The 24001-nt window shown below is 68.2% G+C and carries 20 protein-coding genes; 6 read left to right on the top strand and 14 right to left on the bottom strand.

Annotation, left to right across the window (positions count from 1 at the left end):
* Nucleotides 1-19 precede the first annotated feature (19 nt).
* From ACAG26_RS10425 to ACAG26_RS10375, 11 genes are all read right to left on the bottom strand, one after another.
* Nucleotides 20-2902: an RND family transporter gene (locus ACAG26_RS10425; protein ID WP_370481854.1), complete on the bottom strand. Its 2883-nt coding sequence runs from the start codon at nt 2900-2902 to the stop codon at nt 20-22.
* A 49-nt stretch (nt 2903-2951) separates the two neighbouring features.
* Complete coding sequence (locus ACAG26_RS10420; RefSeq protein ID WP_370481853.1) at nt 2952-3380, bottom strand: MmpS family transport accessory protein; 429 nt, start codon at nt 3378-3380, stop codon at nt 2952-2954.
* 82 nt (nt 3381-3462) lie between these two features.
* Nucleotides 3463-4125: a TetR/AcrR family transcriptional regulator gene (locus tag ACAG26_RS10415; RefSeq protein ID WP_370481851.1), complete on the bottom strand. Its 663-nt coding sequence runs from the start codon at nt 4123-4125 to the stop codon at nt 3463-3465.
* Nucleotides 4126-5268 carry an acyl-CoA dehydrogenase family protein gene (locus tag ACAG26_RS10410; protein WP_370481849.1) on the bottom strand — a complete coding sequence of 381 codons (1143 nt, stop codon included), beginning with the start codon at nt 5266-5268 and terminating at the stop codon, nt 4126-4128.
* Nucleotides 5269-5280: 12 nt separating this feature from the next.
* The gene (locus ACAG26_RS10405) at nt 5281-6468 is read right to left on the bottom strand and encodes an acyl-CoA dehydrogenase (RefSeq protein WP_370481848.1); all 1188 of its coding nucleotides are present in this window, start codon (nt 6466-6468) and stop codon (nt 5281-5283) included.
* Nucleotides 6469-6472: 4 nt separating this feature from the next.
* The gene (locus tag ACAG26_RS10400) at nt 6473-7207 is read right to left on the bottom strand and encodes an SDR family NAD(P)-dependent oxidoreductase (protein WP_370481846.1); all 735 of its coding nucleotides are present in this window, start codon (nt 7205-7207) and stop codon (nt 6473-6475) included.
* Nucleotides 7208-7216: 9 nt separating this feature from the next.
* Nucleotides 7217-8011 (bottom strand): enoyl-CoA hydratase-related protein, encoded by a 795-nt coding sequence (locus tag ACAG26_RS10395; protein ID WP_370481844.1) that lies wholly within the window; start codon nt 8009-8011, stop codon nt 7217-7219.
* Between the two features lie 104 nt (nt 8012-8115).
* Entirely contained in the window at nt 8116-10014 is a 1899-nt protein-coding gene (locus ACAG26_RS10390; RefSeq protein ID WP_370481843.1) for a PQQ-binding-like beta-propeller repeat protein, read from the bottom strand.
* 114 nt (nt 10015-10128) lie between these two features.
* Nucleotides 10129-11655: a long-chain fatty acid--CoA ligase gene (locus tag ACAG26_RS10385; protein ID WP_370481842.1), complete on the bottom strand. Its 1527-nt coding sequence runs from the start codon at nt 11653-11655 to the stop codon at nt 10129-10131.
* Entirely contained in the window at nt 11652-13148 is a 1497-nt protein-coding gene (locus tag ACAG26_RS10380; protein ID WP_370481841.1) for a cytochrome P450, read from the bottom strand. Before ACAG26_RS10380 ends, ACAG26_RS10385 begins: the two co-directional genes overlap by 4 nt.
* A 51-nt stretch (nt 13149-13199) precedes the next feature.
* Entirely contained in the window at nt 13200-14765 is a 1566-nt protein-coding gene (locus tag ACAG26_RS10375) for a cytochrome bc complex cytochrome b subunit (protein ID WP_370481839.1), read from the bottom strand.
* 154 nt (nt 14766-14919) lie between these two features.
* Here ACAG26_RS10375 and ACAG26_RS10370 point away from each other — a divergent pair, with 154 nt between their 5' ends.
* Nucleotides 14920-16029, top strand: a complete 1110-nt coding sequence (locus ACAG26_RS10370; protein ID WP_370481837.1) for an alkaline phosphatase family protein — start codon at nt 14920-14922, stop codon at nt 16027-16029.
* A gap of 64 nt (nt 16030-16093) precedes the next feature.
* Here ACAG26_RS10370 and ACAG26_RS10365 read toward each other — a convergent pair whose 3' ends face one another.
* Nucleotides 16094-17590: a potassium/proton antiporter gene (locus ACAG26_RS10365; RefSeq protein ID WP_370481835.1), complete on the bottom strand. Its 1497-nt coding sequence runs from the start codon at nt 17588-17590 to the stop codon at nt 16094-16096.
* A 149-nt stretch (nt 17591-17739) separates the two neighbouring features.
* Here ACAG26_RS10365 and ACAG26_RS10360 point away from each other — a divergent pair, with 149 nt between their 5' ends.
* Together ACAG26_RS10360 and ACAG26_RS10355 are read left to right on the top strand one after the other, a co-directional pair.
* Nucleotides 17740-18420, top strand: coding sequence for a TrkA family potassium uptake protein (locus ACAG26_RS10360; protein ID WP_370481834.1), 681 nt, complete (start codon nt 17740-17742; stop codon nt 18418-18420).
* 35 nt (nt 18421-18455) lie between these two features.
* Nucleotides 18456-19229 (top strand): class I SAM-dependent methyltransferase, encoded by a 774-nt coding sequence (locus tag ACAG26_RS10355; protein WP_370482104.1) that lies wholly within the window; start codon nt 18456-18458, stop codon nt 19227-19229.
* Here the strand turns inward: ACAG26_RS10355 and ACAG26_RS10350 are convergent.
* Nucleotides 19159-19701, bottom strand: coding sequence for a DUF3558 domain-containing protein (locus ACAG26_RS10350; RefSeq protein WP_370481832.1), 543 nt, complete (start codon nt 19699-19701; stop codon nt 19159-19161). The genes ACAG26_RS10355 and ACAG26_RS10350 overlap by 71 nt on opposite strands.
* A 50-nt stretch (nt 19702-19751) precedes the next feature.
* A complete protein-coding gene (locus tag ACAG26_RS10345) occupies nt 19752-20141 on the bottom strand; it encodes a heme-binding protein (protein WP_370481831.1) in 390 nt (129 codons plus the stop codon).
* Between the two features lie 316 nt (nt 20142-20457).
* On the opposite strand from ACAG26_RS10345, the gene ACAG26_RS10340 reads away from it, so the two are divergent.
* Genes ACAG26_RS10340 through ACAG26_RS10330 form a run of 3 tightly spaced genes read left to right on the top strand, consistent with a single transcriptional unit; the run spans nt 20458 to nt 24001 of the window.
* Entirely contained in the window at nt 20458-21567 is a 1110-nt protein-coding gene (locus ACAG26_RS10340; protein WP_370481830.1) for an LLM class flavin-dependent oxidoreductase, read from the top strand.
* On the top strand, nt 21564-22676 hold the full coding sequence (locus tag ACAG26_RS10335) for an LLM class flavin-dependent oxidoreductase (RefSeq protein WP_370481829.1): 1113 nt from the start codon (nt 21564-21566) through the stop codon (nt 22674-22676). The genes ACAG26_RS10340 and ACAG26_RS10335 overlap by 4 nt, the downstream gene beginning before the upstream one ends.
* On the top strand, nt 22673-24001 hold the full coding sequence (locus tag ACAG26_RS10330; protein ID WP_370481828.1) for an NtaA/DmoA family FMN-dependent monooxygenase: 1329 nt from the start codon (nt 22673-22675) through the stop codon (nt 23999-24001). Before ACAG26_RS10335 ends, ACAG26_RS10330 begins: the two co-directional genes overlap by 4 nt.

Here is a 24001-nt window from a genome sequence, read left to right as displayed (position 1 = left end):
ACGCGATCGCGCCCTGGTGTCAGGGGCGCGCCACCGGCAGCGCATCGGTGTCCTCGGACAGCGACTCGCGCCGCAGCGCGTTGTCGCCGCGCGGATGCACCACCCGCGGCCACCAGAACCAGCGTCCCAGCAGGGCCGCGATCGACGGCATGAACAGCGAGCGCACCACCAGGGTGTCGAGCAGCAGCCCGATCGCGACGGTGGAGCCGAACTGGCCAAGCACCCGCAGGTCACTGCCCAGCATGGCGGCCATGGTGGCGGCGAACACCAACCCCGCGGCGGTCACCACCCCGCCGGAGCCGCCGATCGCGCGGATATACCCGGTTTTGAGCCCGGCGTGGATCTCTTCCTTGAACCGGGACACCAGCAGCAGGTTGTAGTCCGATCCCACCGCCAACAGGATGATCACCGACAGCACCGCGACCACCCAGTGGATGTTCATCCCGAACAGGTCCTGCCAGATGAGCACCGAAAGCCCGACGGACGCGGCGATCGAGCTGGACGCGGTGCCGACGATCACCGCCGCGGCCACCACGCTGCGGGTGATCAGCAGCATGATCAAAAAGATCAGGGTCAGCGACGACATCACCGCGATCATCAGGTCGTATTTGGCGCCGTCGCGCATGTCCTTGAAGGTGGCGGCCTGGCCACCCAGAAACACCTTGGCGTTCGACAGCGACGACATCTTCAGGGCTTGCTGGGCCGCAGTCCGTTCCGCCGGGACATGCGAGATGCCCTCCGCGCTGGCCGGGTCGCCTTCGTGGGTGATGAAGAAGCGGGCCGATTTGCCGTCCGGCGACAAGAACTGCCGCAGCCCGGTCTGAAAGTCTGGGTTATCGAACGCCTCCGGCGGCAGATAGAACAAGTCGTCGTTCTTCGAGTCGTCGAAGCTTTGCCCCATGACGATCGCCGTATTGCTCATGTTTTCCATCTGGTCGATCATCGCCTGAAACGTGCTGTGCATCGTCAGCGTCAAGCCCTTGGTGGTCTTCATGCTGGCGATCGCCGGCGGCAGAATTCGCACCATTTCCTGCTGCAGCGCATCCATGCTGTGGATGTCCATCGACATGTGCCCAAACGTTTCATCGAGCTTGTCGATGCCGTCCAGCGCGTCGAAGATGCTGCGCAGCGACCAGCACATGGGGATGTCGAAGCAGTGCGGCTCCCAGTAGAAGTAGTTGCGCATCGGGCGCCACTGGTCATCGAAATCCGCGATGTGGTCCCGCATCCCGTCAGTGACGGCGACCATTTCGTCGGTGGTGCCGGCCATGTCGTGGGTGGTGTCGGACAGTCGCTGGGTGATGTCCAGCATCTGGGTCAAGTAGTTGATGGTGACCTGCTGCTCATCGGCCATCTTGAGCATGTCGGCCATGCGTTCCTTGAGGAAATCCATGTTCTGCATGAGCAGCTGGCTTTGCATGCTGTTCTGGAACGGTATGGAACTGTGCTGAATCGGAATCCCCAGTGGCCGGGTGATGTTCTGGATCATCGCGATCCCGTTGACCCGCATGATGTTTTTGGCCACCCGGTCCAACACCAGCATGTCGGCGGTATTCCGCATATCGTGATCGGCCTCGACCATCAGCATGTCCGGGTTCATCCGGGCTTCGGTGAAATGCCGGTTCGCTGCGGCATACCCGATATTGACCGAGGCGTCCTTGGGCAGGTAGTAGCGGTCGTTGTAGCCGGGCACCATGCCCGGCAGGGCGACCATGCCGATCATGACCACGAGACCGCTGGCCGCCAGCACCGGTGCCGGCCACCGGACGACGGTGGTGCCCACCTTCCGCCACAGCCGACCCTTCGCGGCGCGCTTGGTCTCCAACAGGCCGAACCGGCTGCACACCGTCAGCACCGCGGGGCCCAGCGTGAGCGCGGCGGCCACCACGACCAGCATGCCGATGGAGACCGGGATGCCCATGGTCTTGAAATAGGGCAGTCGGGTGAAGCTCAGGCAGTACGAGGCGCCGGCGATGGTCAGCCCGGACCCCAAGACCACCGGGGTGACGCTGTGCACGGTGGTGTAGTACGCCGAGACCCGGTCCTCACCGGCTTGCCGCGCCTCCCGATAGCGGCCGATGAGGAAGATCCCGTAGTCGGTGCCGGCGGCGATCGCCAACATGGTGAGGATGTTGGTGGCGAAGGTGGTCAGCCGCATGACATCGTGCCACCCGAGCACCGCGATCACGCCGCGGGACACCGCTAGGTCCAGCAACGTGACGAACAGCTGCACCAGCGTGGTGACGATCGACCGGTACACCAGCAGCAACATCAGGGTGATCGCGCCCAGGGTGAACAGCGTGATCTTCGCCAGGCTGGCGTTGCCGATGACGTGCATATCGTCGGTGAGCGCGGCCGCGCCGGCGACGTACGCCTTGACTCCGGGCGGTGGCGACGACTCGGCGATGACTTTGCGGACGGCTTCCACGGACTCGTTGGCCAACGTGGTGCCCTGCTGACCGGCGAGGTTCAGCTGGACGTAGGCGGCCTTGGCGTCGGAGCTTTGCACACCCGCCGCGGTGAGCCGATCACTCCAGAAGTCCTGCATGTGCTGGACGTGTTCGGGATCTTTTTTAAGTTGTGCGATCAGGTCGCTGTAGTACTTGTGCGCGGCGTCGCCGAGTTCCTGCTGGCCCTCGATGACGATCATGATCGTGCTGTTGGAGTCGAATTCCTTGAAGTTCTTACCCAGCCGCGCCATCGCGATCATGGACGGCGCGTCTTCGGGGGCCATCGGCGCCGAATGCAGCTCGCCGACCTCCTCCAACTGGGGGACGGCGACGTTGACGATGACGGTGAGCACCACCCAGCCGATGATGATCGGCACCGCGAACCAGCGCAGGATGTGCGCCAACAGCGGCCGCTTGGTGCGCGGGTTAGTGCTGGTTGCGTCGGCCGTCATGCGCGCCGCTCCTCCTCCTCGCTCGGTGCCAGATCCACGCCAGGATGGGTCATCCGGATTTCACCAGGCAGTAGGTCTGCGCGTTGCGGCCGTCGGCGTGGCGTTCGTCGCGGACCTCGTTGTCGATGGTGATCCGGCACCCGATTTGATCGCTGTCGCCCTGCACCATGATGTTGGCGGCGACCGACGGCAGGGTGGTGCTGATCGTGTAGGACCAGGGCAACGCCGCGTTGTTGACCTGGTGGACGTTGGCCTCGGCGTCCCAGTAGTTCAGGCTGGCGGTGCTGCCGGCCGGGCCGAACACGTCGTAGGTGACGACCTTGGGGTTGAACTGCACGATCTCGATCCCGGCGCCGGCGTTGGCGTTGAGGTCTTCGGAACCGAAGATCCGGTGCAGCCGGGACACGATCAGGCCGGACACGGCGAGCACCACCACGAAGACCAGCGGGATCCACACTTTCTTGAGCACCCTGGCCACTGGACGCACCCTCTTCGTCAGAAGCTTCGTTTAGCTAAGCATCGGGAACGTTACCGCACGGCTGCGTTCCCTGTGAAGCGACTTACCCGAGCAGGTGTGGGTAGTCGCGGTGCCGCCGCGGCGGCAGCAGCGAGGTCAGTAGGTAGCGGGTTTGCCGGCCGATGTAGTTCTCAAGGCGGTAGACCGCGCCGAAATGCCAGTGCTTGAGCGCCCACCCGTGGGCCAGCAGCATGATGTCGAAGACCATCAGGTCGACGTCGACGGCGGTGAAAGTGCCGTCGGCGACCCCGGTTTCGATCGCGGCGCGCAGCGGTGCAGCGGTGGCGATCTCCAGCTCCTTGATCTGGGCGCGCCCGGCCGGGCTCAGGGTGCGGCTTTCCCGGTACGTCAGCACCACCGCATCGAGGTTTTCGTCGACGATCTGGATGTAGCGACGGATCCCGGCCGCCAACTGCTCGACGACGTCGTCGCCGGCGGCGTCCATCACCGGCGCCAGCTGGTCGGAGAACGCATCCAGGATCCGCACGATGGTGGCCAGCAGCAGGTCTTCCTTGCCGCCGAAATATTTGTAGATCAGGCCGACGCTGACGTTGGCCTCGGTGGCCAGATCTTGCATGGACATCTGGTGAAAGCCGGTCTTGCTCATCACCGTCACCGCGGCGTCGAGCAGTTGGCGGCGCCGGGAACTGGTGCGGGCCGCGCGGACCGCGTCCTCGACCGGCAAGTCGGCGTACTCGGTGGCCATCTACAGGCCCAGGTCCTTGGCGATGATGGTTTTCATGATCTCGTTGGTGCCGCCGTAGATGGTCTGGATGCGGGCGTCGACGAACGCCCGCGACACCGGGTACTCGCGCATGTAGCCGTAGCCGCCGTACAGCTGGAGGCAGCGGTCGGCGGTGCGCAGCTGCAGGTCGGTGGTCCACCATTTCAGCTTCGCCGCCCGCGCCGCGGTCAGCTTGCCGTCCAGGTGCGCGGCGATGCAGTCGTCGAGATAGGTGCGGGCGATGTCGAGTTCGGTAGCCACCTCGGCGAGCACGAACTGGGTGTTTTGGAAGCTGGCGATCGGTGTCCCGAACGCCTGCCGCTGCTGGACATAGTCGAGGGTTTCGGCCAGCACCCCCTCGGCGGCGGCCACCGCGCCCACCCCCAGCGACAGCCGTTCCTGCGGCAGGTTGCGCACCAACTGGTAAAAGCCCTCACCCTCCTCGCCGAGCAGGTTCTCTACCGGCACCCGCAGGTCGGTGAAGGTCAGCTCGCTGGTGTCCTGGGCGTGCAGCCCGATCTTTTCCAGGTTGCGGCCGCGGGCAAAGCCGGGCGTGGTGGGGTCGACGACCAGCAGCGACAGCCCCCGGTGCCGGTCGGGTCCGGTGCGCACCGCGATGACGAACAAGTCGCCGGTCTGTCCGTTGGAGATGAACGTCTTGGCGCCGTTGACCACGTAGTGGTCGCCGTCGCGGCGCGCGGTGGTGCGGATCCCGGCCAGGTCGCTGCCGGTGCCGGGTTCGGTCATCGCGATGCCCAGCACGGTGTCGCCGGTGACCACGCCCGGCAGCCAGCGTTGCTTCTGTTCGGGGGTGGTCAGGTCGGTCAGATACGGCAGGACGACGTCGTTTTGCAGCGAGAACGCGATGGCTTCGGCCGCCGCCCCGACCCGCTGCAGTTCGTCGACGACGATGGCGTGGTAGCGGTAATCGTTGACACCCGGGCCGCCGTACTGCTCGGGCACCGGGAAGCCCAGCAGGCCAAGCTTTCCGGCCTCGGTGAACAGGGCGCGGTCCCAGCAGCCGCCGTGCTCGGCGTTCTCGTGCGCGGGAACCACGGTGCGCTGCACGAAATCGGAGACCACCTGACGGAATTGGCGGTGCTCGGCGGTGTAAGACAAGGCCATCGGTTGCTCCTGTCAGCGGAAGGCGCCCAAACCGGTGAACGCCTGACCTAAAACCAGCTGGTGCATCTCCGGGGTGCCTTCGTAGGTCAGCACCGACTCCAGGTTGACCATATGTCGGATCACCGGATACTCCAGCGATATCCCGTTGCCGCCCAGGATGGTTCGCGCGGTGCGGCAGATCTCCAGCGCTTCGCGGGTGTTGTTGAGTTTGCCGAAGCTGACCTGCTCGGGGCGTAGCCCGACGCTGTCTTTGAGCCGACCCAGATGCAGCGACAGCAGCTGCCCCTTGTGCAGTTCGACGGCCATGTCGACGAGTTTGGCCTGGGTCAGCTGGAAGCCGGCGATCGGTCGGCCGAACTGGGTGCGCTCGGCGGCGTAGTCCCGGGCGGCCTGCCAGGCCGACCTCGCGGCGCCCATCGAGCCCCAGATGATGCCGTAGCGCGCCTCGGACAGGCTGGCCAGCGCCCCCTTGACACCGCGGGCCTCCGGCAGCAGTGCCTCGGCGGGCAGCCGCACGTCGTCGAGGACCAGCTCGGACGTGATCGAGGCCCGCAGCGACAGCTTGTGATGAATGGTGTGCGCGGCGAACCCGGGGGTGTCGGTGGGCACGATGAAGCCGCGGATCCCGTCGTCGGTGGCCGCCCACACCACCGCGACGTCGGCGATCGTGCCGTTGGTGATCCACATCTTGCGGCCGTTAAGAATCCAATCGGATCCGTCGCGTTTCGCCCGGGTTTGCATGGCGGCCGGGTCGGAGCCGACGTCGGGTTCGGTCAGCCCGAAACAGCCGATCAGTTCGCCGGTGGCCATGCCCGGCAGCCACCGCTGTTTTTGCTCCTCGGAGCCGTTGTTGTAGATCGAGAACATCGCCAGCGAGCCCTGCACCGACACCAGCGACCGGATGCCGGAGTCGGCGGCCTCCAGTTCCAGGCAGGCCAGCCCGTAGTGCACCGCCGAGGCGCCGCCGCAGCCGTAGCCGTGCAGGTGCATGCCGAGCAGTCCGAGTTCCCCGAACTGTTTGGCCAGCTCGCGGGCCCCCGGCAGGTCACCGGCTTCGAACCAGTCGGCGACATAGGGGGTGACGTGCTCGGCGCAGAACTTGCGCACCGTGTCGCGCACCGCGATCTCGTCGTCCGACAGCAGGGTGTCCAGGCTCAGCGGGTCTGACGGGTCGAAGGCCGGGGGAGTGCTGGTGCTCATCTGCCTAGCCTGCCATGGTCAGGCCGCCGCTGACGCTGATCACCTGGCCGGTGATGAACGACGCGGCGTCGGAGGCGAAGAACAACACCGGGGCGGCCACCTCCTCGGGACGGGCCAGCCGCCGAAACGGGATCGCTTTGACCAGCGCCTCTTTCAGCTTCTCCGGCTGGGCCGCGAACAGCGGGGTGTCGGTGGGGCCGGGGCACACGCAGTTCACGGTGATCTGGTGCCGCGCCATCTCCCGGGCCAGCGATTTGGTCAGCGCGATGACGCCGCCCTTGGCGCCGGCGTAAATCGTTTCGCCGGCGCTGCCGACCCGTCCGGCGTCGCTGGCCAGGTTGACCACCCGGCCGCCGCCGCCGGTCTCGATCATGGCGGGCAGGAACGCGCTGCACATGTGCACCGGCCCCAGGTAGTTGATCGCCACCACCTTCTCGGCGAATTCCGTTGTGGCGTTGAGGAATTGGTCGGTACGATCCCACCCGGCGGCGTTCACCAGCACGGTGGGCGTCCCGACCTCGGCGCGGGTGCGGTCGCGCAGCGCGTCGACTTGGGCGCGGTCGGCGACGTCGACCGGCAGCGCGGTGATCAGATCGGGGACCTCGTTGGCGGTGGCCTGCGCGGCCGCCTCGTCGAGGTCGGCGGCGACCACCCGGTCGCCTTGGGCGGCGAACCCCAGCGCGATCGCCTTGCCGATCCCCGATCCGGCGCCGGTCACGACGGCGAGTGTGCTGCTCATGCGCGGCTCCTAGGCCTTGACGTAGCGGGCGAAGTCGGCGGGGCGCTTTTCGGCGAATGCCCGCGCGCCCTCCTTACCCTCGTCGGTGTCGACGAAGATTTCCAGCGCCGACATCGCCAGATTGCTCAGGCCGGCCTGGTGGTCGGTGTCGGCGTTGAACGACTGCTTGAGGAACCGCAGCGCGGTCGGGCTCTTCTCGGCGATCTCGGCGGCCAGCGCCTTGGCCTCGTCGAGCAGCCGCTCGGCGGGCACCACGTAGTTGACCAGGCCCCAGCGTTCGGCGGTGGCGGCGTCGTAGCGGCGGCACAGGTACCACATTTCGCGGGCCCGTTTCTCGCCGACCACCCGGGCCAGATAGGCCGACCCGAACCCGGCGTCAAACGACCCCACCCGCGGGCCGGCCTGGCCGAACGTGGCGGTGTCGGCGGCGATGCTCAGATCGCACAGCACGTGCAGCACGTGCCCGCCACCGACCGCGACCCCGTTGACCGCCGCGATCACCGGCTTGGGCACGTCGCGGATCAGCTTGTGCAGGTAGCCGATCTCGAACATGCCGCTCTCGGTGGGGCCGTAGTCGCCGGTCTCGGCCCGCTGTTTGACGTCGCCGCCGGTGCAAAACGCCTTGTCGCCGGCGCCGGTCAGGATGATCACCGCCACCGCGGTGTCGGCCCAGGCGGCGCGGAACGCCCTGATCAGTTCCTCGACGGTTTTTCCGGTGAACGCGTTGTAGCGCTGCGGTCGGTTGATCGTGATGACCGCGGTCTGGCCGTCGATCTCGTAGCGGATGTCGTCGTAGTCGGCCATGGCACTCCTTCGTGGTGAATGATGATTCACTAGCAGTGAACGTACATTCAATACGGTGCGACGGTCAAGACCCCGGTGGCGGTGTGGAGGCCGTCCGGAGAGACTCAGTTGTAGCCGTCGACGTAGGTGCCGGTGTCGTCGGTGCGGGCGACCAGGGTCACACCCGGCGCGCTAACCAGGGTGGCGGTCCGCGCGGGCGTCGGTAACGTCGCGATTAGTGCGCAGGTGTTGCGATCGAACGTCTTCAGAGTGAAGTTTTGGCTATGATCGCCGCTGTCCTGCCATAGGGCAAAGACGACCTCGTCGGCCAGGATCAGTCCCAGCCACTCGTTGCCGATACCGACACCGGGTTCCGAGGTGACGTCGACATTTTGTGGGCGGTAGTCCAACACGCAGCGCAGTTGTCCATCCGGGCTGCGCAGGCCGGACTTGCCCGTGATGAAATCCGGGGAAGCGTCGAGAGTTCGGTCTGCGACGTCGTTGTTCCCGCCGAGGTCGTGGACGATCCCCGTACCGGGGTTGACGTAGAAAGCGGTGCCCGTGGGCGCCCGCGGGGCCCACGAGGTGATGTAGCTCACCACATATCCGTCGCGGCCGGCGCGAGAAGTATGGGGTTCGAACAAGTCAGCGTGGCGGTCGGCGTCGGTGTAGGGGAGGTCGCGCGCCAGCGTCGTGTGCCATTGTTGCTGGCCCGTCTGTGGATCGAGGGCAACGAATCTGATGTCCGCGCGCTTATTTGCCGAGCACAGAAAAGCCGCTACCAGAAGTTGCCAACTGGCGCTCCAGGAGTTGCATGCGGCAGCCGGCGACGGGATGGTCCACAGAGGGGTGCCGGTGCGGGTGTCGAAACGGGTCCAGGTAGTGGACTGGTGATCCTCACCGCCCGCGGACACCAGAAACGGCGCTTCCGCCGAACGCCGGTGGTCGTAGGCGTCGAGCAGCGCGGCATCGTTCGACATCCACAGTTGTTGGCCGGTCATCGCATCCAGCCCGATCAGAACGGAGTGGTAGCCGAGCCGGACGACCACCGTCTGCCCGGCGTCGAACACGTGTAGTGACTCCACGCGCACGTTACCGGGTCCGGTTCTGCGGTAGTGCCAGCGTTGCGTGCCGTCGGCAGCGTACGCGGTGACTTGCTCGCGGCTGTAGGTAACGAAACCTGGTCCGGCGGCCTGGATCCGCCACTTATCGCCGTATGGCCCACCGGTCGAGTCGGAAACCCGCAGCGTGAACTTGCGCTCTCCCAGGGCAGCCGGTGGTGGCGGGATCGGCGCCGCGGTGGCCGTGGTCGTCTCCACGTAGCGCCGGTCGTTCCCGGCGTGCATCGCGACGGTGGTGGCGACCAGGCCGGAGATCAACCCGATGATCACTCCACCTCCGGTGAACCACCAGCGGCGGCCCGCTAATCGCCCGATTGCCGGAATGGCGGGCAGTACAGCCACGGCTCCCGCAGCGGCAAGCAACCACGCCGCCACCGCAGTCGGCAGCCGTGCGGTGACGGGATAGTCCATGACCCAGTGGTAGGAGGACCACAGGCCGTCGCTTCTGTGGTTCAGGTACCCCCATATCCCCCACACGACCAGTACCAGCACAGCCGCCAGACTCGGGGCGCGACGTCGGCGCTGCATCGCCCACTGCAGCGTCATCGCCGCCATCAGTATCGCCGCGACAACGCAAACGCTCACCGCAACACCTTTGGGGGTGAGCTGATCCCATGATCTGACCTGGTACTGGTCCATTCCGGTATCGGAGACAGCCACCGACGGCTCGGCGGCTAACCAACTCCACAACGACAGCCCGACCGCCCACGTCAACAGGCTGATCGCGATGCCCACGCAGATCGTCGACACGGCCGCCAGCACTAAGCGGACCATGCGACCGGCGCTCTTCGCGGCACTGCGCCATGACACTTTGGTGGAGGTTTGGTCGTCCAGCGGGTCGGCCGCCGGAGTAGCCACCTGGTTTGGTCCCGGCACTGGCTGTGGTGCATGCGGCTTCGACACAGGCGCTCCTTTGCTGGCCTCGGTAGCAGACTTTACTGGCTAACGGCGCCCTGCCCGGACACCAAAAACTGCCAACGCCACACTTGTGCAAGTCCGGTGCGTCTGCTCGCGGGGCTAAGTGAGCTGTTCGCGCAGTTGGTATTTGACGACCTTGCCCGACTGGGTGCGCGGCAGCGCGTCGACGAACTCCAGGCGCAGCGGGATCTTGTAGCCGGCGAGTTTGCCGCGGGCGAAGTCGCGCAACTCCTCCAGGGTCAGCGCCGCGCCCGGCCGCAGCGCCACCACCGCGGTGACCGCCTCACCCCACCGCTCATCCGGGGTGCCCAGCACCGCCACCTCGGCGATGGCGGGATGCCCATAGAGCACGTCCTCGACCTCGGCGGGGTAGACGTTCTCGCCGCCGGAGATCACCATGTCCTTCACCCGGTCGATCACCCACACGTAGCCGTCCTCGTCGGCTTGCCCGATGTCACCGGTGTGAAACCAGCCCTCCGCGTCCAGCACCGCGGCGGTGGCCTCCGGGTTGCGCCAGTAGCCGACCATCACCTGCGGCCCGCGCACGCAGATCTCGCCGCGTTGCCCGGGCGGGACCGGGTGGTTGTCCAGGTCGACCAGCCGCACCTCCGACAGCGGCAGCACCTGGTGGCCGGCCGCGCCGACCTTCACCGCCACCTCGTCGGTGCGCAGCACCAGCGCCAGCGGGGCGGTTTCGGTGAGCCCGTAGCCCTGCGCAAACGGGATGCCCCGCTCGCCGTAGCGCAGGATCAGCGCCTCGGGCACCGGCGCGCCACCGCAGACGAAGAACCGCACACTGGACAGATCCGTCGTCGCGAACTCACGGGCCTGGCTCATGAATAAAAACATCGCCGGCACCCCGAACATGGTGGTGACCCGGTGCTCGGCGATCAGCTGCAGGGCTTGGTCGGGATCGAAGGTCGGCATCAGCACAATGCGCCCGCCCTTTTGCAATGTCACCAGCGTGGTGACGTTGAGGCCGCCGATGTGGAACAGCGGCGCGCAGACCAGCGATACGTCGTGTTGGCTGGTGTCGAACGCCAGCAACGCATTGATGTTGTTCCAGAACAGGTTTCCGTGGGTGAGCATCGCTCCCTTGGGGCGGCCGGTGGTGCCCGAGGTGTACATGATTACCGCGACCTCGTCGGGCCCGGGATACACCGGATCCGCCAGCGGTGCGCGCCCGGCCAGCAGATCCCCCAGCGTTTCCCAGCCCGGTGCTTCGGTCACCGCGATGCAGCGCGACAAGCTCAGCTCGGCGCGCGTCGGGTCGATCACCGCGGCCCGCTCGGCGTCGGCCAGCAGCGTGTGCACCCCGGCGTCGCGCAGGATGTAGCCCAGTTCGGCGGCGGTCAGTCGCCAGTTCAGCGGCACGAACGCCGCGCCGACGCGGGCGGCGGCGAACAGCGTGACCAAAAAGTCGGGATGGTTCAGCCCCAGGTAGCCGACCCGGTCCCCGCGCTGAACACCGCCGGCGGCCAGTTCGGCGGCGAGCCGGTCGATGCGATCGGCGAACGCCCGATAGGTCCAGGTGCGTCCGTCGAAGGTGAGCGCCGGCAGCTGCGGGGTGGCCGCGGCGCGGCGGGCGATCCAGGAGCCCAGATCCATCGGCGGCTGCACGGTCATGGCTCGAAGTTAACTGCTCGCGGTAGCGACCGGGCCCGCGGCACCATCAGCAGCGGGCCGTCCGGGCCGCCGGTGAAAGTCAGCTCACGGCGCAACCGTTGACCGGGAACCAGATCCAGCTCGAACCGCTGGGCCAGGGTGGCGATCACCAGGATCGCCTCGAACGTCGCGAACCCCGAGGCGATGCACATCCGTTTGCCGGCACCGAACGGGATGTGGGCGCGACGCAACTGCGGGTCGAAGCTTTCCTTCAAGAACCGCGCCGGGTCAAAGCTGTTGGCGTCGGCCCAGCAGCGTTGGTTGTGGTGCACGCCGTGGATGAGGATGGCGACGTTGGTGCCGGCCTTGATCGGGTAGTCGCCGAGTACATCGTCGGATTTGGCCACCCGCCCCACCCCCATGATCGGCGGGTAGCGGCGCATCGCCTCGGCGACCACCGCCTGGGTCCACGGCAGCTGGTCCACGTCCTCGGCGCCGGGGTCGCGGCCGGCGAGGACCTGGTCGAGTTCGTCACCGAGCCGCCCACGCGCCTCGTGGTTTTCGCTGAGCAGATACCACGTCCAGGCCAGGGCGGCGGCGGTGGTTTCAAACCCGGCCCCCAGGAACGTCATCAGCTCGTCGCGGATCTCCATATCGCTGTAGCGGTACCCGGTTTCCGGGTCTTGGGCGGCCATCAGCAGCGCCAGCAGGTTGTCGGTGCGGTCGATCTTGCCGCTGCGGTAGTCGGCGATCAGCCCATCCAGGAAGCGTTCGATGCGACGCAGCCCGCGCATGGTGCGCGGCGCGACAACCGTTGCGTCCCGGCGCAAGGCGTTGATCGCCAGCCGGGGCGAGCGGCGCCGGTTCGACCACCAGCGCAGCGGCCGCGACCCGGCGCCGATGAACCCGTAGCCGAACAGGGTGAGCAGCCGGGCGAAGTCGACCCGCAGCTGTTCGGCAAGCTCATAGCAGAGGTCGATGCCGAACATGGTGCGGGCGATGATATCCAGCGTGATGTAGTTCATTTCGGCGGCGATATCCAACGGGTGACCGGCCGCGGCGTGGTCCTCCCAGCGCTGCGCGGCGGCGACGGCCGCGGCCGTCATCTGCGGGCCGAACGCGTCGACCTGGCGCTTGGCGAAGATCGGCTGCACCAGCCGCCGGTTGCGTTGCCACAGCTCGTCGTCCAAATCGGTGACCAGCCCGCGGCCGAAAGCGACAGCCAGCAAGTCGTATTCGGCGCATTTGGCGTAGTTGTCTTGGTTGGCCACCAGAATGTGGCGGGCGATGTCGGGATTGCGGACGACGACGAACTTGGCCAGCGGTGCGCGGGCCACCATGATGTCGTCCTGGCCGGGTAACCCGGTGGCGTAGTCGAAAATCGTGTGCCGGTACCCGGCCCACAGCCCGCGCAGCGCCAGCCGCCACGAACCGATCCAGCCGATCCGGGTGTGCTGCCAGCGCACGAACGTCGGCGCCCAGCGCGGCGGGTGCAGCGGCGGACGAACAGCCATCGGTATACGGTACCGCTGGTACTGCATAAGTGCTAGGCCCGGTTTGTGGGCCTAGCTGCCCCGCAGCGCGGTCAGCGCCCGCCTTTCGGCGGTGTGGGCGGCCTCCCGCAGGGCGGCGTCCTCGGTGAGCGGGTCGGCGCGCAGGAAGCTGCCGCGGCCGGGGGAGCCGGCCGAGCCGAGCTTGTTCATCCGCTTGGGCACCGCCGCACCCTGGTACTCCAGCGGCAGCGGGCCCAGCGGCTGGTGCAGCTCGACGTAGGCGCCGTGCGGCAGCCGCTTGATGATGCCGGTTTCGATGCCGTGCTCGAGCACCGCGCGGTCGCTGCGCTGCAACCCGATGCACCACCGATAGGTGACGAAGTAGACCAGCGGCGGCAGCACCACCATCCCGATCCGGCCGATCCAGGTCGTCGCGTTCAGCGAGATGTCGAACTTGACCGCGATGATGTCGTTCATGCAGGCCAGCGTGAGCACCAGGTAGAACGCGATCGCCATCGCCCCGATCGCGGTGCGTACCGGGGCGTCCCGCGGCCGCTGCAACAGGTTGTGGTGGGCGTCGTCGCCGGTGAACTTCTTCTCCAGGAAGGGGTAGACGATCAGCAGGATGAACACCACAGCCATGATCAGTGCAATCCACACGGCTTGTGGCACAACATGGTTACCCAGGTAGAGTTCCCACGGCGGGAAGACGCGGAGCAGACCGTCGGGCCACATCAGATAAAAATCACCCTGGCTGCCGGCCGAGATTTGCGACGGCTTGTAGGGGCCCAGGTTCCAGATCGGGTTGATCTGCAGCAGCCCACCCATCAGGCCCAGCACCCCGACGATCATCGCGAAGAAGGCACCGGATTTGACCGCGAACACCGGCATCACCCGCACCCCGACCACGTTGTGCTCGGTGCGGCCCGGGCCGGGGAACTGGGTGTGCTTTTGGAACCACACCAACGCCAAATGCACCCCGATCAGTGCCAAGAGGATGCCCGGGATCAGCAGAATGTGCAGCGCGTACAGCCGCGGGAGCAACATGGTGCCGGGGAAGTCGCCGCCGAATAGGGCCCAGTGCAGCCAGGTGCCGATCACCGGCAGCCCCAACGTGATCGACGACAGCGTGGCCCTAATACCGGTGCCCGAGAGCAGATCGTCGGGTAGCGAGTAGCCGAATAACCCTTCGAACATGGCCAGGATCAACAGCAGTGACCCGATCACCCAGTTGGCTTCGCGGGGCCGGCGGAACGCGCCGGTGAAGAAGATGCGCGCCAGGTGCACCATGATCGCCGCGGCGAACATCAGCGCGGCCCAGTGGTGGATCTGGCGCATGAACAACCCGCCGCGCACCTCAAAGGAGATGTCCAGCGCCGACTCATAGGCCCGCGACATCTGCACCCCGCGCAGCGGCTGATACACCCCGTTGTAGGTGACCTCGGTCATCGACGGGTCGAAGAACAGCGTCAAATACACCCCGGACAGCAGCAGCACGATGAAGGAATACAGCGCGATCTCACCGAGCAAAAACGACCAGTGGGTGGGGAACACCTTGTTCAACTGCCGGCGCACCGCCGCCGACGGGTGATAGCGCGAATCGATCGCGTCGCCTTGGGATCTCGCACGTCCGCTCACGGGCACCACGTCCCTTGTCTCACCGACGGGTAGTAGTACGACCTACCGTAGTACTACGCGGTGTCTGATGTACAGGGTTCGCCGCCAATTTGGTGCCGGCTTAGATGAGCGGGTCTGCGGCTGGACGGCGGGCCGCCGATGGCAGGCTGGCGTGATGCCGGGATCGATCTGCGACGTGCTGCCGGCCGCGGCCGCGCTGCTGGGTGTGCCGGACGCCGTCGACACGTTGGGGCTGAACCTTGGCGCGGTGCGTCGGGTGGCGGTGGTGCTGGTCGACGGGATGGGTTATCACCTGCTGCCCGAGTTGGCGCCCAGCGCACCGCTGCTGGCCTCGGTGCTGGCCGGTGCTGCCGGCCGGCTGGACCAGCTGGAGTGCACCTTCCCGTCGACGACGCCGACCAGCCTGGTGTCGCTGGGCACCGGGGTGGCACCGGGCGAGCATGGCGTGCTGGGGTTCACGCTCAACATTCCGGGCACCGACCGGGTGCTCATCCACATCGCCTGGGTCGACGACCCGCCGCCAACACACTGGCAGCCGGTGCCCACCTGGTTTCAGCGGCTGCGGGCCACCGGGATCAGTGCCCGGGCGGTGCTGCCGGCCCCGTTTGTCGGCAGCGGCCTGACTCAGGCCGCCTACCGCGGCGCGGAGTTTCGCGCGACCGGCACCGATGACGACTACGCCGTGCGGCTCGCCGCGGAGCTGGCCGCCGCGCCCGGTCTGGTTTACGGCTACACCGCGGCGCTGGATGCCGCCGCGCACGCCTTCGGCGTCGGGTCGCCGCAGTGGCACGCGGCGGCGGCGCAGGTCGACGCGCTGCTGACCCGGCTGGTGGAGACGCTGCCCGCCGATGCGGCGCTGCTGGTCACCGCCGACCACGGCGGCCTGAATGTGCCCGCCGACGCCCGCATCGATGTGGCCGCCGACCCGCGGCTGGCCGCCGGGGTGCGGGTGGTGGCCGGCGAGCCGCGGGTGCGCTATCTGCACACCGAACCGGGTGCGGCCACCGATGTGCTGGCCACCTGGTCGGAGCTGTTGGCCGGGCGGGCCGAGGTCGCCATGCGCGACGATGCGGTGGCCGCCGGGCTGTTCGGGCCGGTGGCCCCGCAGCACCTGCTCCGCATCGGCGACGTCGTGGTGACCTGCACCGGCGACACCGCGATCCTGGCCAGCGGCCACGAGCCACCCCAGGTCGCGGAGCTGGTCGGGATGCACGGCGGGGCCACGCCCGTGGAGACGGCGATCCCGTTGATTATTTTCTGTTGACACTGCGTCCACCACGCGTGCTACTCGCACTTTGCCGTGGTACCCGCGGAGTCAACAACCGGGCTCAGTCTGGTTCGCCGTATTCGTCGAACCAGTAGGCGAGTTTGCCGCGGCGGCTGACCGCGCGCAGCCGGCGTTCGGTGGCGACCCGGGTCTTGCTGGTGGTGACGATCAGCAGCTCGTCACCGACGGCGATGCGGGTCTCGGGCTGCGGCACGAAGGTGTGGCCGTCGCGGATGATCAGGGTGATGACGCTGGGGTCGGGCAGTCGCAGTTCCAGCACCGAGACGTTGTTCATCCGGGACGCCGGCAGCACCGTCATCGTCAACAGCTCGGCTTCCAGCACATCCAGCGGCGCCGACTCGACGTGGATCTCCCGGGTGGTGTCCCGCGGGATCAGCCGCATCACGTGCGCGATCAATCCCAGGCTGGGGCCCTGCACCAGGGTGAACACCACAACCAGGATGAACACGATATTGAGCAGCCGGAAGCTGTCCGGGACGCCGGACACGATGGGGAAGGTGGCCAACACGATCGGCACCGCGCCACGCAGCCCGGCCCATGACAAGAACACCTGCTCCCGCCACGGCACCCGGAAACCGGCCAACGAGATCAGCACCGACAGCGGCCGACCGAGCAGCAACAGCACCCCGCCCGCGACGACCGCCGGGACCAGCTCAGCGGACAGGTCGCCGGGGCTGACCAACAGACCCAGCAGCACGAACAGGCCGATCTGAGCCAGCCACCCCAGCCCCTCGGCGAACGACCGGGTGGCCGAGCGATGCGGCAACCCGGAGTTGGCCAGCACCACCGCGGCCAGGTAGGCGGCGATGAACCCGCTGGCGTGCACGGTGCCCGCCGCGGCGAAGGCCACCATGCCCAGCCCGAACGTCGCCAACGGATACAGGCCGGACGCGGGTAGGGCGGCGCGGCGCAACGCCAACGCGCCCAGCACCCCGCACGCCACCCCGATCGCCGCACCGACCGCCAGCTCGTAGAGCAGATCCAGCAGCGCGGTGCCGGGCGCCACGGTCAACGGCGTGGTGCTGAACATCAGCACCAAAATCGCGGCCGGGGCGTCGTTGAACCCGGACTCGGCCTCCAGCAGCCCGGCCACCCGGCGGGGCAGCGGCAGCACCCGCAGCACGGAGAACACCGCGGCGGCGTCGGTGGGTGAGACGATCGCGCCCAGCAGGATCGCCAGCTGCCAGTTCATCCCGAGCAGCAGATGCGCGCCCAGCGCGGTGACCGCCATGCTGACCACGACGCCGAGGGTGGCCAGCACCCCGGCCGGGGCCAGCAGTTTGCGGATGTCGGCGAATCGGGTGGTCAAACCACCTTCGACCAGAATGACGGCCAGCGCGGCGGTACCGAGATCGCTGGCCAGTTCGACGTCGCTGAACTCCAGCCCCAACCCGTCGTTGCCGATCGCGACCCCGACCGCCAAAAACAGCAGCAGGGCGGGCAGCCCCACCTTGGCGGCCGCCCGGGTGGCGACGATGCTGGCCAGCAGCACCAGTCCACCGATCAGCAGCGCCAGGTACAGCTGCTGCAGGGTCATGGTCGTTTTCCGTCCGGGCGTGGCTACGTCGGTGCAGCCCGCGGGGGTGCCACTTCGGGGCGCGGGCCAGGGGTGGGTTAGGTGCCAGTAAATCAGTACCACCACCCGTGCGGTGGTCGACCCTGAGCGCTGCAGGTATAAGGAGAGGCATGCGCATCGGGATCGCGGGCGCCGGCGCGGTCGGCCGGTCGGTCGCGCAGGAGTTGGTGGACGGCGGGCACAAGGTGTTGCTGATCGAACGCAACCCCGGCCATTACGAGCCGCACACCGTGCCGGCCGCCGACTGGTTGTTGGCCGACGCCTGCGAGCTGGCCCAGCTCGAGGAGTGCGGCCTAGAGACCTGTGACGTGGTCATCACCGCGACCGGCGACGACAAGGTGAACCTGGCGGCCTCCCTGCTGGCCAAATCCGAGTTCGGGGTGCCACGGGTGGTGGCCCGGGTCAATGACATGCGCAACGAGTGGCTGTTCACCGAAGCCTGGGGGGTCGATGTGGCGGTCTCCACCCCGCGCGCCATGGTGGCCGGGGTGGAGGGGGCTATCGACGTCGGGAACCTGGTGCAGGTGATGGGGTTGCGCCGCGGCCAGGCCAGCATCGTGAAACTGACGCTGCCCGACGACAACCCGCTGCTGGGTCAGCGGGTGAACGAGCTGGCGTTACCGGACAACGCCGCCTTGGTCACCCTGGTGCGTGGTGACAGGGTCATCCTGCCGCAGGCCGACGACGCGCTGGCGGCCGGCGACGAGATGTGGTTCGTCGCCGACGGTGTTGCCGAGAACCAGCTGCGCGCCATGGTGCACGGCATCCCGCCGCGGCGGGTCGCGCGTTGAGCAACCAGCTGGCCGCCGGATTCGGGGCCACCGCGATGATGGTGGCCGCCGCGCGGGTCAACGCCACCGCCAGCGGCCTGGTCAACGACCCGTTCGCCGAGCCGCTGTTCCGGGCGGCCGGCGGTGCCAGCGACGCGGGGCCGGCCGACTCCGGGTCCGACCCGACCACCGACCTGTTCGCGGTCGGCACCAAGTTCTTCGACGATTTCCTCGGCGACGCCGGACGGTCCGGGATCCGGCAGGTGGTGATTTTGGCGTCGGGCCTGGACACCCGCGCCTACCGGTTGTGGTGGCCCGGCGGGACCACGGTGTACGAACTCGACAAACCGCGGGCCATCGAGTTCAAAACCCAGACCATGCGCGGGCTGGGCGCGACGCCCACCGCGCATCGCCGCGCGGTGGGCGTCGATCTTGGCCATGACTGGCCGGCGGCGTTGCGGCAGGCCGGGTTTGACGCCGCCGAGCCCACGGTGTGGATCGCCGAAGGACTGCTGGGCACCCTGACCCCGCAGGTGCAGGACCGGCTGCTCGCCGGGGTGACCGCGCTGAGCGCCCCGGTGAGCCGGTTCGGCGCGGACTGCGAGGGCCGCGACGTCGAGCGTTACCTGCAGGCCCACGGTTGGGCGACGGTGACCGCCGAGGCCGACGACCTGTTCGCCGCCGGCGGGTATCCCGCGGCCGGCGACGGCGCGCGGGTCACCGCGCCGATCCGCTACCTGCACGCGACCCGCAAGCGTCTCAATGGGCGTTGGCGATCGAGCGGCGGGTCAGCTCCTCGGTCACGGGGCACGGGTCGGGGAACGGTTTGACGTCGAAACTGACCGACCATTCGATGAAGTCGTCGAAGAATTGGATTGCGATCTCGCAGATGTAATCGCCGAGCGTCGCGTTGTTCTCGACGCCGCGGAACCCGCTGCGGCCCTCCAGGGTCAGGTCCTCGACCCGGGTGCGGGAGAGCTGCTCGATCTTGCGTTCCCGACCGATCGGGCTACCCCGATACCAGGCGAAGGTGACCCGCGGCCAGACCACACCGCCGCGCAGCCACTGGCAGCCCGTCGGGTTTTGGCCGGTGTTGACCAACCCGCTCGCCCCGGTCAGCTCGGCCACCGTCTGGTCGCTGATGCCGCCGCACAGCGGGAAGAACGGCCCGTGGTGGGCGTCGCGCAGCGCCGTCGTCGACGGCGGCGCCGCGGCCGGCGGCGTGGGTGAGCAGGCGGCCACCACCGCAGCCACGGCTGCGACCAGCACCTGCCGCGGTGCGGCCCCCCGCTGCCTGCTCACCCGATGCACGGTAGCGCGCGCCGGGCGAACGCGGCCGCTACATCGCCGGTTCAGCCCGCCATGAAGGCGTCGTACGCCGACGCCAGCTCCGGCGGCAGCACCGTGGTGTTGCACTGGCGCTGGGCATCACCGATCGGTGCCAGGATGCCGCGCAACTCGTAATACTCCTGCGGGTGCGCGGTGAAGTAGCTCCGGACATTGCTGGCCGCCTCCGGGCGTGGCTGGCTGATGGCCTGCGTCACCACCGCGTCGGCGCCGGGGTGGCCGGCCAGATACTGGCGCGCCGAACCGGTGGTCGTGTTGACCGTGTTGGACAGCCCGGCCGGGCTGCAGTCGGGTTCCGCCGCGGCCGTCGGCGCGGCGATGATGCCGGCCGCCGCCGCACCTAGCAGGCAGCCGCCAGCGATACCAAGGTTTTTCAGCATTGTTTTCCTCATCATGAATCTATTGCACTCCCGACCCCGAAGCCCAAGGTACGCACGCCGCCATGGCCACCGCTGGGTGACGTGGACGTCAAAAGGCGGCCCGCGGCAAGCCGTTTCGGCGTCTGCCGCTCCATAATGCGGATTTCGCCGAAGTTGCGGTAAGCGATCGATGAGAACGACGCCGGATTCTTAAACTGCGAGGCAAGCCCTTAACGAACGGTGACGGTCAGCTGTGATCGGATTGTGACCCGCGGCCGGTGCAGTGTGAGCCCGAATACTTGACCCGTGCGCTCGGAATGCGGCCGGCGGCTCGCCGTTAGACAGTTACATGATGCTGCTCTCCGGCCAGCCCGGCCCACCGGGCCCGCTGCATGTCGGTGTCGCGCTCGACGGATACGGGTGGCACCCGCAGGCTTGGCGCACCGCCGCCGCCGGGTCAGTGCTGGACGGCCGGTACTGGACCGAGCTGGCCCGCATCGCCGAGCGTGGGCTGCTCGACTTCCTCACCATCGAGGACACCTTCACCCCGCAACCCGGGCGTCGCGCCACGATCGATCCGCGACGGCTGGCCGGTCGCGCCGACGCGGTGCTGCTCGCCGCCCGCATCGCCCCGGCGACCCGACACATCGGGCTGATCCCGGTGGCCACAGTTACCCACACCGAGCCATTCCACGTGTCCAAGGCCATCGCCACCTTGGACTACGTGTCGGGTGGGCGGGCCGGCTGGCAGCCCCGGGTCAGCGCGACCGCGCACGAAGCCGCGCTGTTCGGGCGCCGAGACGGTGCGGCGGACGCCGACGGATTGTTCGACGAGGCCGCTGACTTCGTCGAGGTGGTTCGCCGGCTCTGGGACAGCTGGGAGGACGACGCGGTGATCCGTGATGTGGCCACCGGTCGCTACGTTGACCGCGACAAGCTGCACTACGTCGACTTCACCGGAAAGCACTTCGCGGTGAAGGGGCCGTCGATCACGCCGCGGCCGCCCCAGGGCCAGCCGGTGGTGGCGGCACTGGCGCACACCCGCAGGGTCTACGAATTCGCCACCAGCAGCACCGATCTGGTTTTCATCACGCCCACCGGCGACGACTCGGCGCGCGCCATAGTGGCCGAGCTGCACGCCGCCGGCGGCGCGGGCCTGCACGTCTACGCCGATGTCGCGGTGTCGTTCCACGGCGAAACCTTCGAATCGGATGCGCTGGTATGCACCGGCGGTGCCACCGATCTGGTCGATCTGCTGCTGGGCTGGCAGCGGCTGGGTATTCACGGCGCCCGGCTGCGGCCAGCGGTCAATGCCACCGACCTGCCGGTGATCGTCGAGCAGGTGGTGCCGCTGTTGCAGCGCGCCGGCCGGTTCCGCACCGGTTACCGCGACGGCGAAACATTGCGGGCTCGGCTCGGACTACCGGTGACACCCAACCGGTACGCGGTGGGGCTCCGATGACCGGGGTCCCGCTGTCGGTGCTGGATCTGGCGCCGATCAGCGCCGGCGGTGACGCGGCGACCGCGCTACGCAACACCATCGACTTGGCTCGGGCCGCCGAGCGGTGGGGCTACCGCCGGTTCTGGGTCGCCGAACACCACTTCGTCGGTGTGGCCAGCTCCGCCCCGGCGGTGCTGATCGGGCAGATCGCGGCGGCCACCGCCACGATTCGGGTCGGGGCGGGCGCGGTCCAGCTGGGTTACACCACCGCCGCGGCGGTGGTCGAAAGCTTCGGCACGCTGGCCGCATTTCATCCGGGCCGCATCGATTTAGGCGCGGGCCGCTCCGCGCGACGACGCTCGGGTGCCGAGACACCGCGCCCGGACGGCGGGCCGCGGCAATGGCGTGAGATCGGCGGGGTGGTCATCCCGCCGCCGTTCGACCTGGGTCCGGTGCTCGACGCCGATCGCACCCGGGCGACCGGATCGGTTCTGCAGCAGCCCGACGCGGTGACCCCCGACTTCGCCGAGCAGGTCGACGACATCCTCGCCATGCTGGACGGCAACTACCGGATCGACGGTTTCGACGTGCACGCCGTACCGGGCGAGCGGTCCGGCCTGACCCCGTGGATCTTCGGTAGCAGCCAGGGAACCAGCGCGCGGGTGGCCGGGCAGCGCGGGCTGCCGTTCGTCGCCAGCTACCACATCACCCCGGGTACCGCGCTGGACGCCGTGGACGCCTACCGGGCCGCGTTTGTTCCCTCCCCTGCACTGTCCCGGCCCTACGTGGTGGTGTCGGCCGACGTGCTGGTCGCCGACGACACCGCCACCGCTCGGCACCTGGCGTCCAGCTACGGGCACTGGGTGTATTCCATCCGGGCTGGCGGCGGCGCCATCCCGTACCCGGACCCCGACCACTGCCCGCCGCTCACCGATGAGCAACGGGCGGTGGTCAGCGACCGGGTGGCCACCCAATTCGTCGGTGACCCCGATGAGGTCGCCGAGAAGCTGGCGGCGCTGCAGCGCGTCACCGGCGCCGACGAGCTCGTCGTCACCTCGATCGCCTACCGGCATCGGGATCGGCTGCGCTCGCACGAACTGCTGGCCAAACGCTGGGGGCTGGATCAATGAATAAGCGTCGCAAGCAGGTTCATCTGGCCGCCCACTTCCCGGGCGTCAACAACACCACCGTGTGGGCCGACCCGGAGGCTGGCAGCCAGATCGAGTTCGACTCGTTTGTGCACCTGGCTCGCACCGCCGAGCGCGGACTGTTCGATTTCTTCTTTCTGGCCGAGGGGCTGCGGTTGCGTGAGCACCGGGGCCGCATCTATGACCTCGATGTGGTGGGCCGCCCGGACACCTTCACCGTTCTGGCCGCGCTGGCCGGGGTCACCGAGCGGATCGGGCTGACCGGCACCATCAACACCACCTTCAACGAACCGTTCGAGGTGGCGCGGCAATTCGCCAGCCTGGATCACCTGTCCGACGGGCGGGCCGGCTGGAACATTGTCACGTCGTCGGATGCGTTCACCGGCGCCAACTTCCGTCGCGGCGGCTTTTTGGACCACGCCGACCGGTACCGGCGCGCCGAGGAGTTCCTCACCGTGGCGCGCGCCTTCTGGGATAGCTGGGCGTCCGACGCCGTGGTCGCCGACCTGGCCGCGGGAACCTACGTCGACCCCGCCCGCATCCGCACGGTCGAACACCGCGGCCATCAATTCGACGTGCACGGCTTGGCGACGCTGCCGGCCGGGCCGCAGGGCCATCCGGTGCTGTTGCAGGCCGGTGACTCCGACGAGGGCCGGTCGTTCGGCGCCCGGCACGCCGACGCCCTGTTCACCCTGCACGGCTCGTTGCAGGACGGCCAGCGCTACTACGCCGACGTCAAGGGCCGCGCGGCAGCGCAGGGGCGAAACCCCGAGGAGCTCAAGGTGTTTCCGGCTGCGACGTTCGTGTTGGGCGACACCGCCGCCGAGGCCGCCGAGAAGGCGCGGCACATCCGGTACCAGCAGGTCAGCGGGGCGACGGCGATCGCCATGTTGGAGCAGGTGTGGGGCCGCGACTTATCCGGATACGACCCGGACGGCCCGTTGCCCGACATCGACCCCACCGGCGACACCAGCATCACCCAGGGCCGAGTGCGGCACGGCGACCCGCTCGCGGTGGCGCGCGGCTACCGGGAACGGGCCGCGGCCGAAAACCTCTCCATCCGCGAACTTGTCATCGCCGTCACCAGCCGTCAGCAGTTCGTCGGCACCGCCGCGCATATCGCCGCCGAGATCGACCGCTACGTGCAGGCCGACGCGTGCGACGGGTTCATCCTGGTGCCCCACCTGACCCCGCACGGGCTCGACGACTTCGTTGATCAGGTGGTGCCGCTGCTGCAGGAGCGCGGCGTCTACCGCACCGAATACGCCGGGCACACCCTGCGCGAGCACCTGGGCCTTGCCGGTTGA

It is taken from the genome of Mycobacterium sp. pUA109, from assembly GCF_041287095.1.
GTDB lineage: Bacteria > Actinomycetota > Actinomycetes > Mycobacteriales > Mycobacteriaceae > Mycobacterium.
The sequence above is the reverse complement of the archived record's forward strand: the minus strand, read 5'-3'. Positions and strand labels throughout refer to the sequence as shown.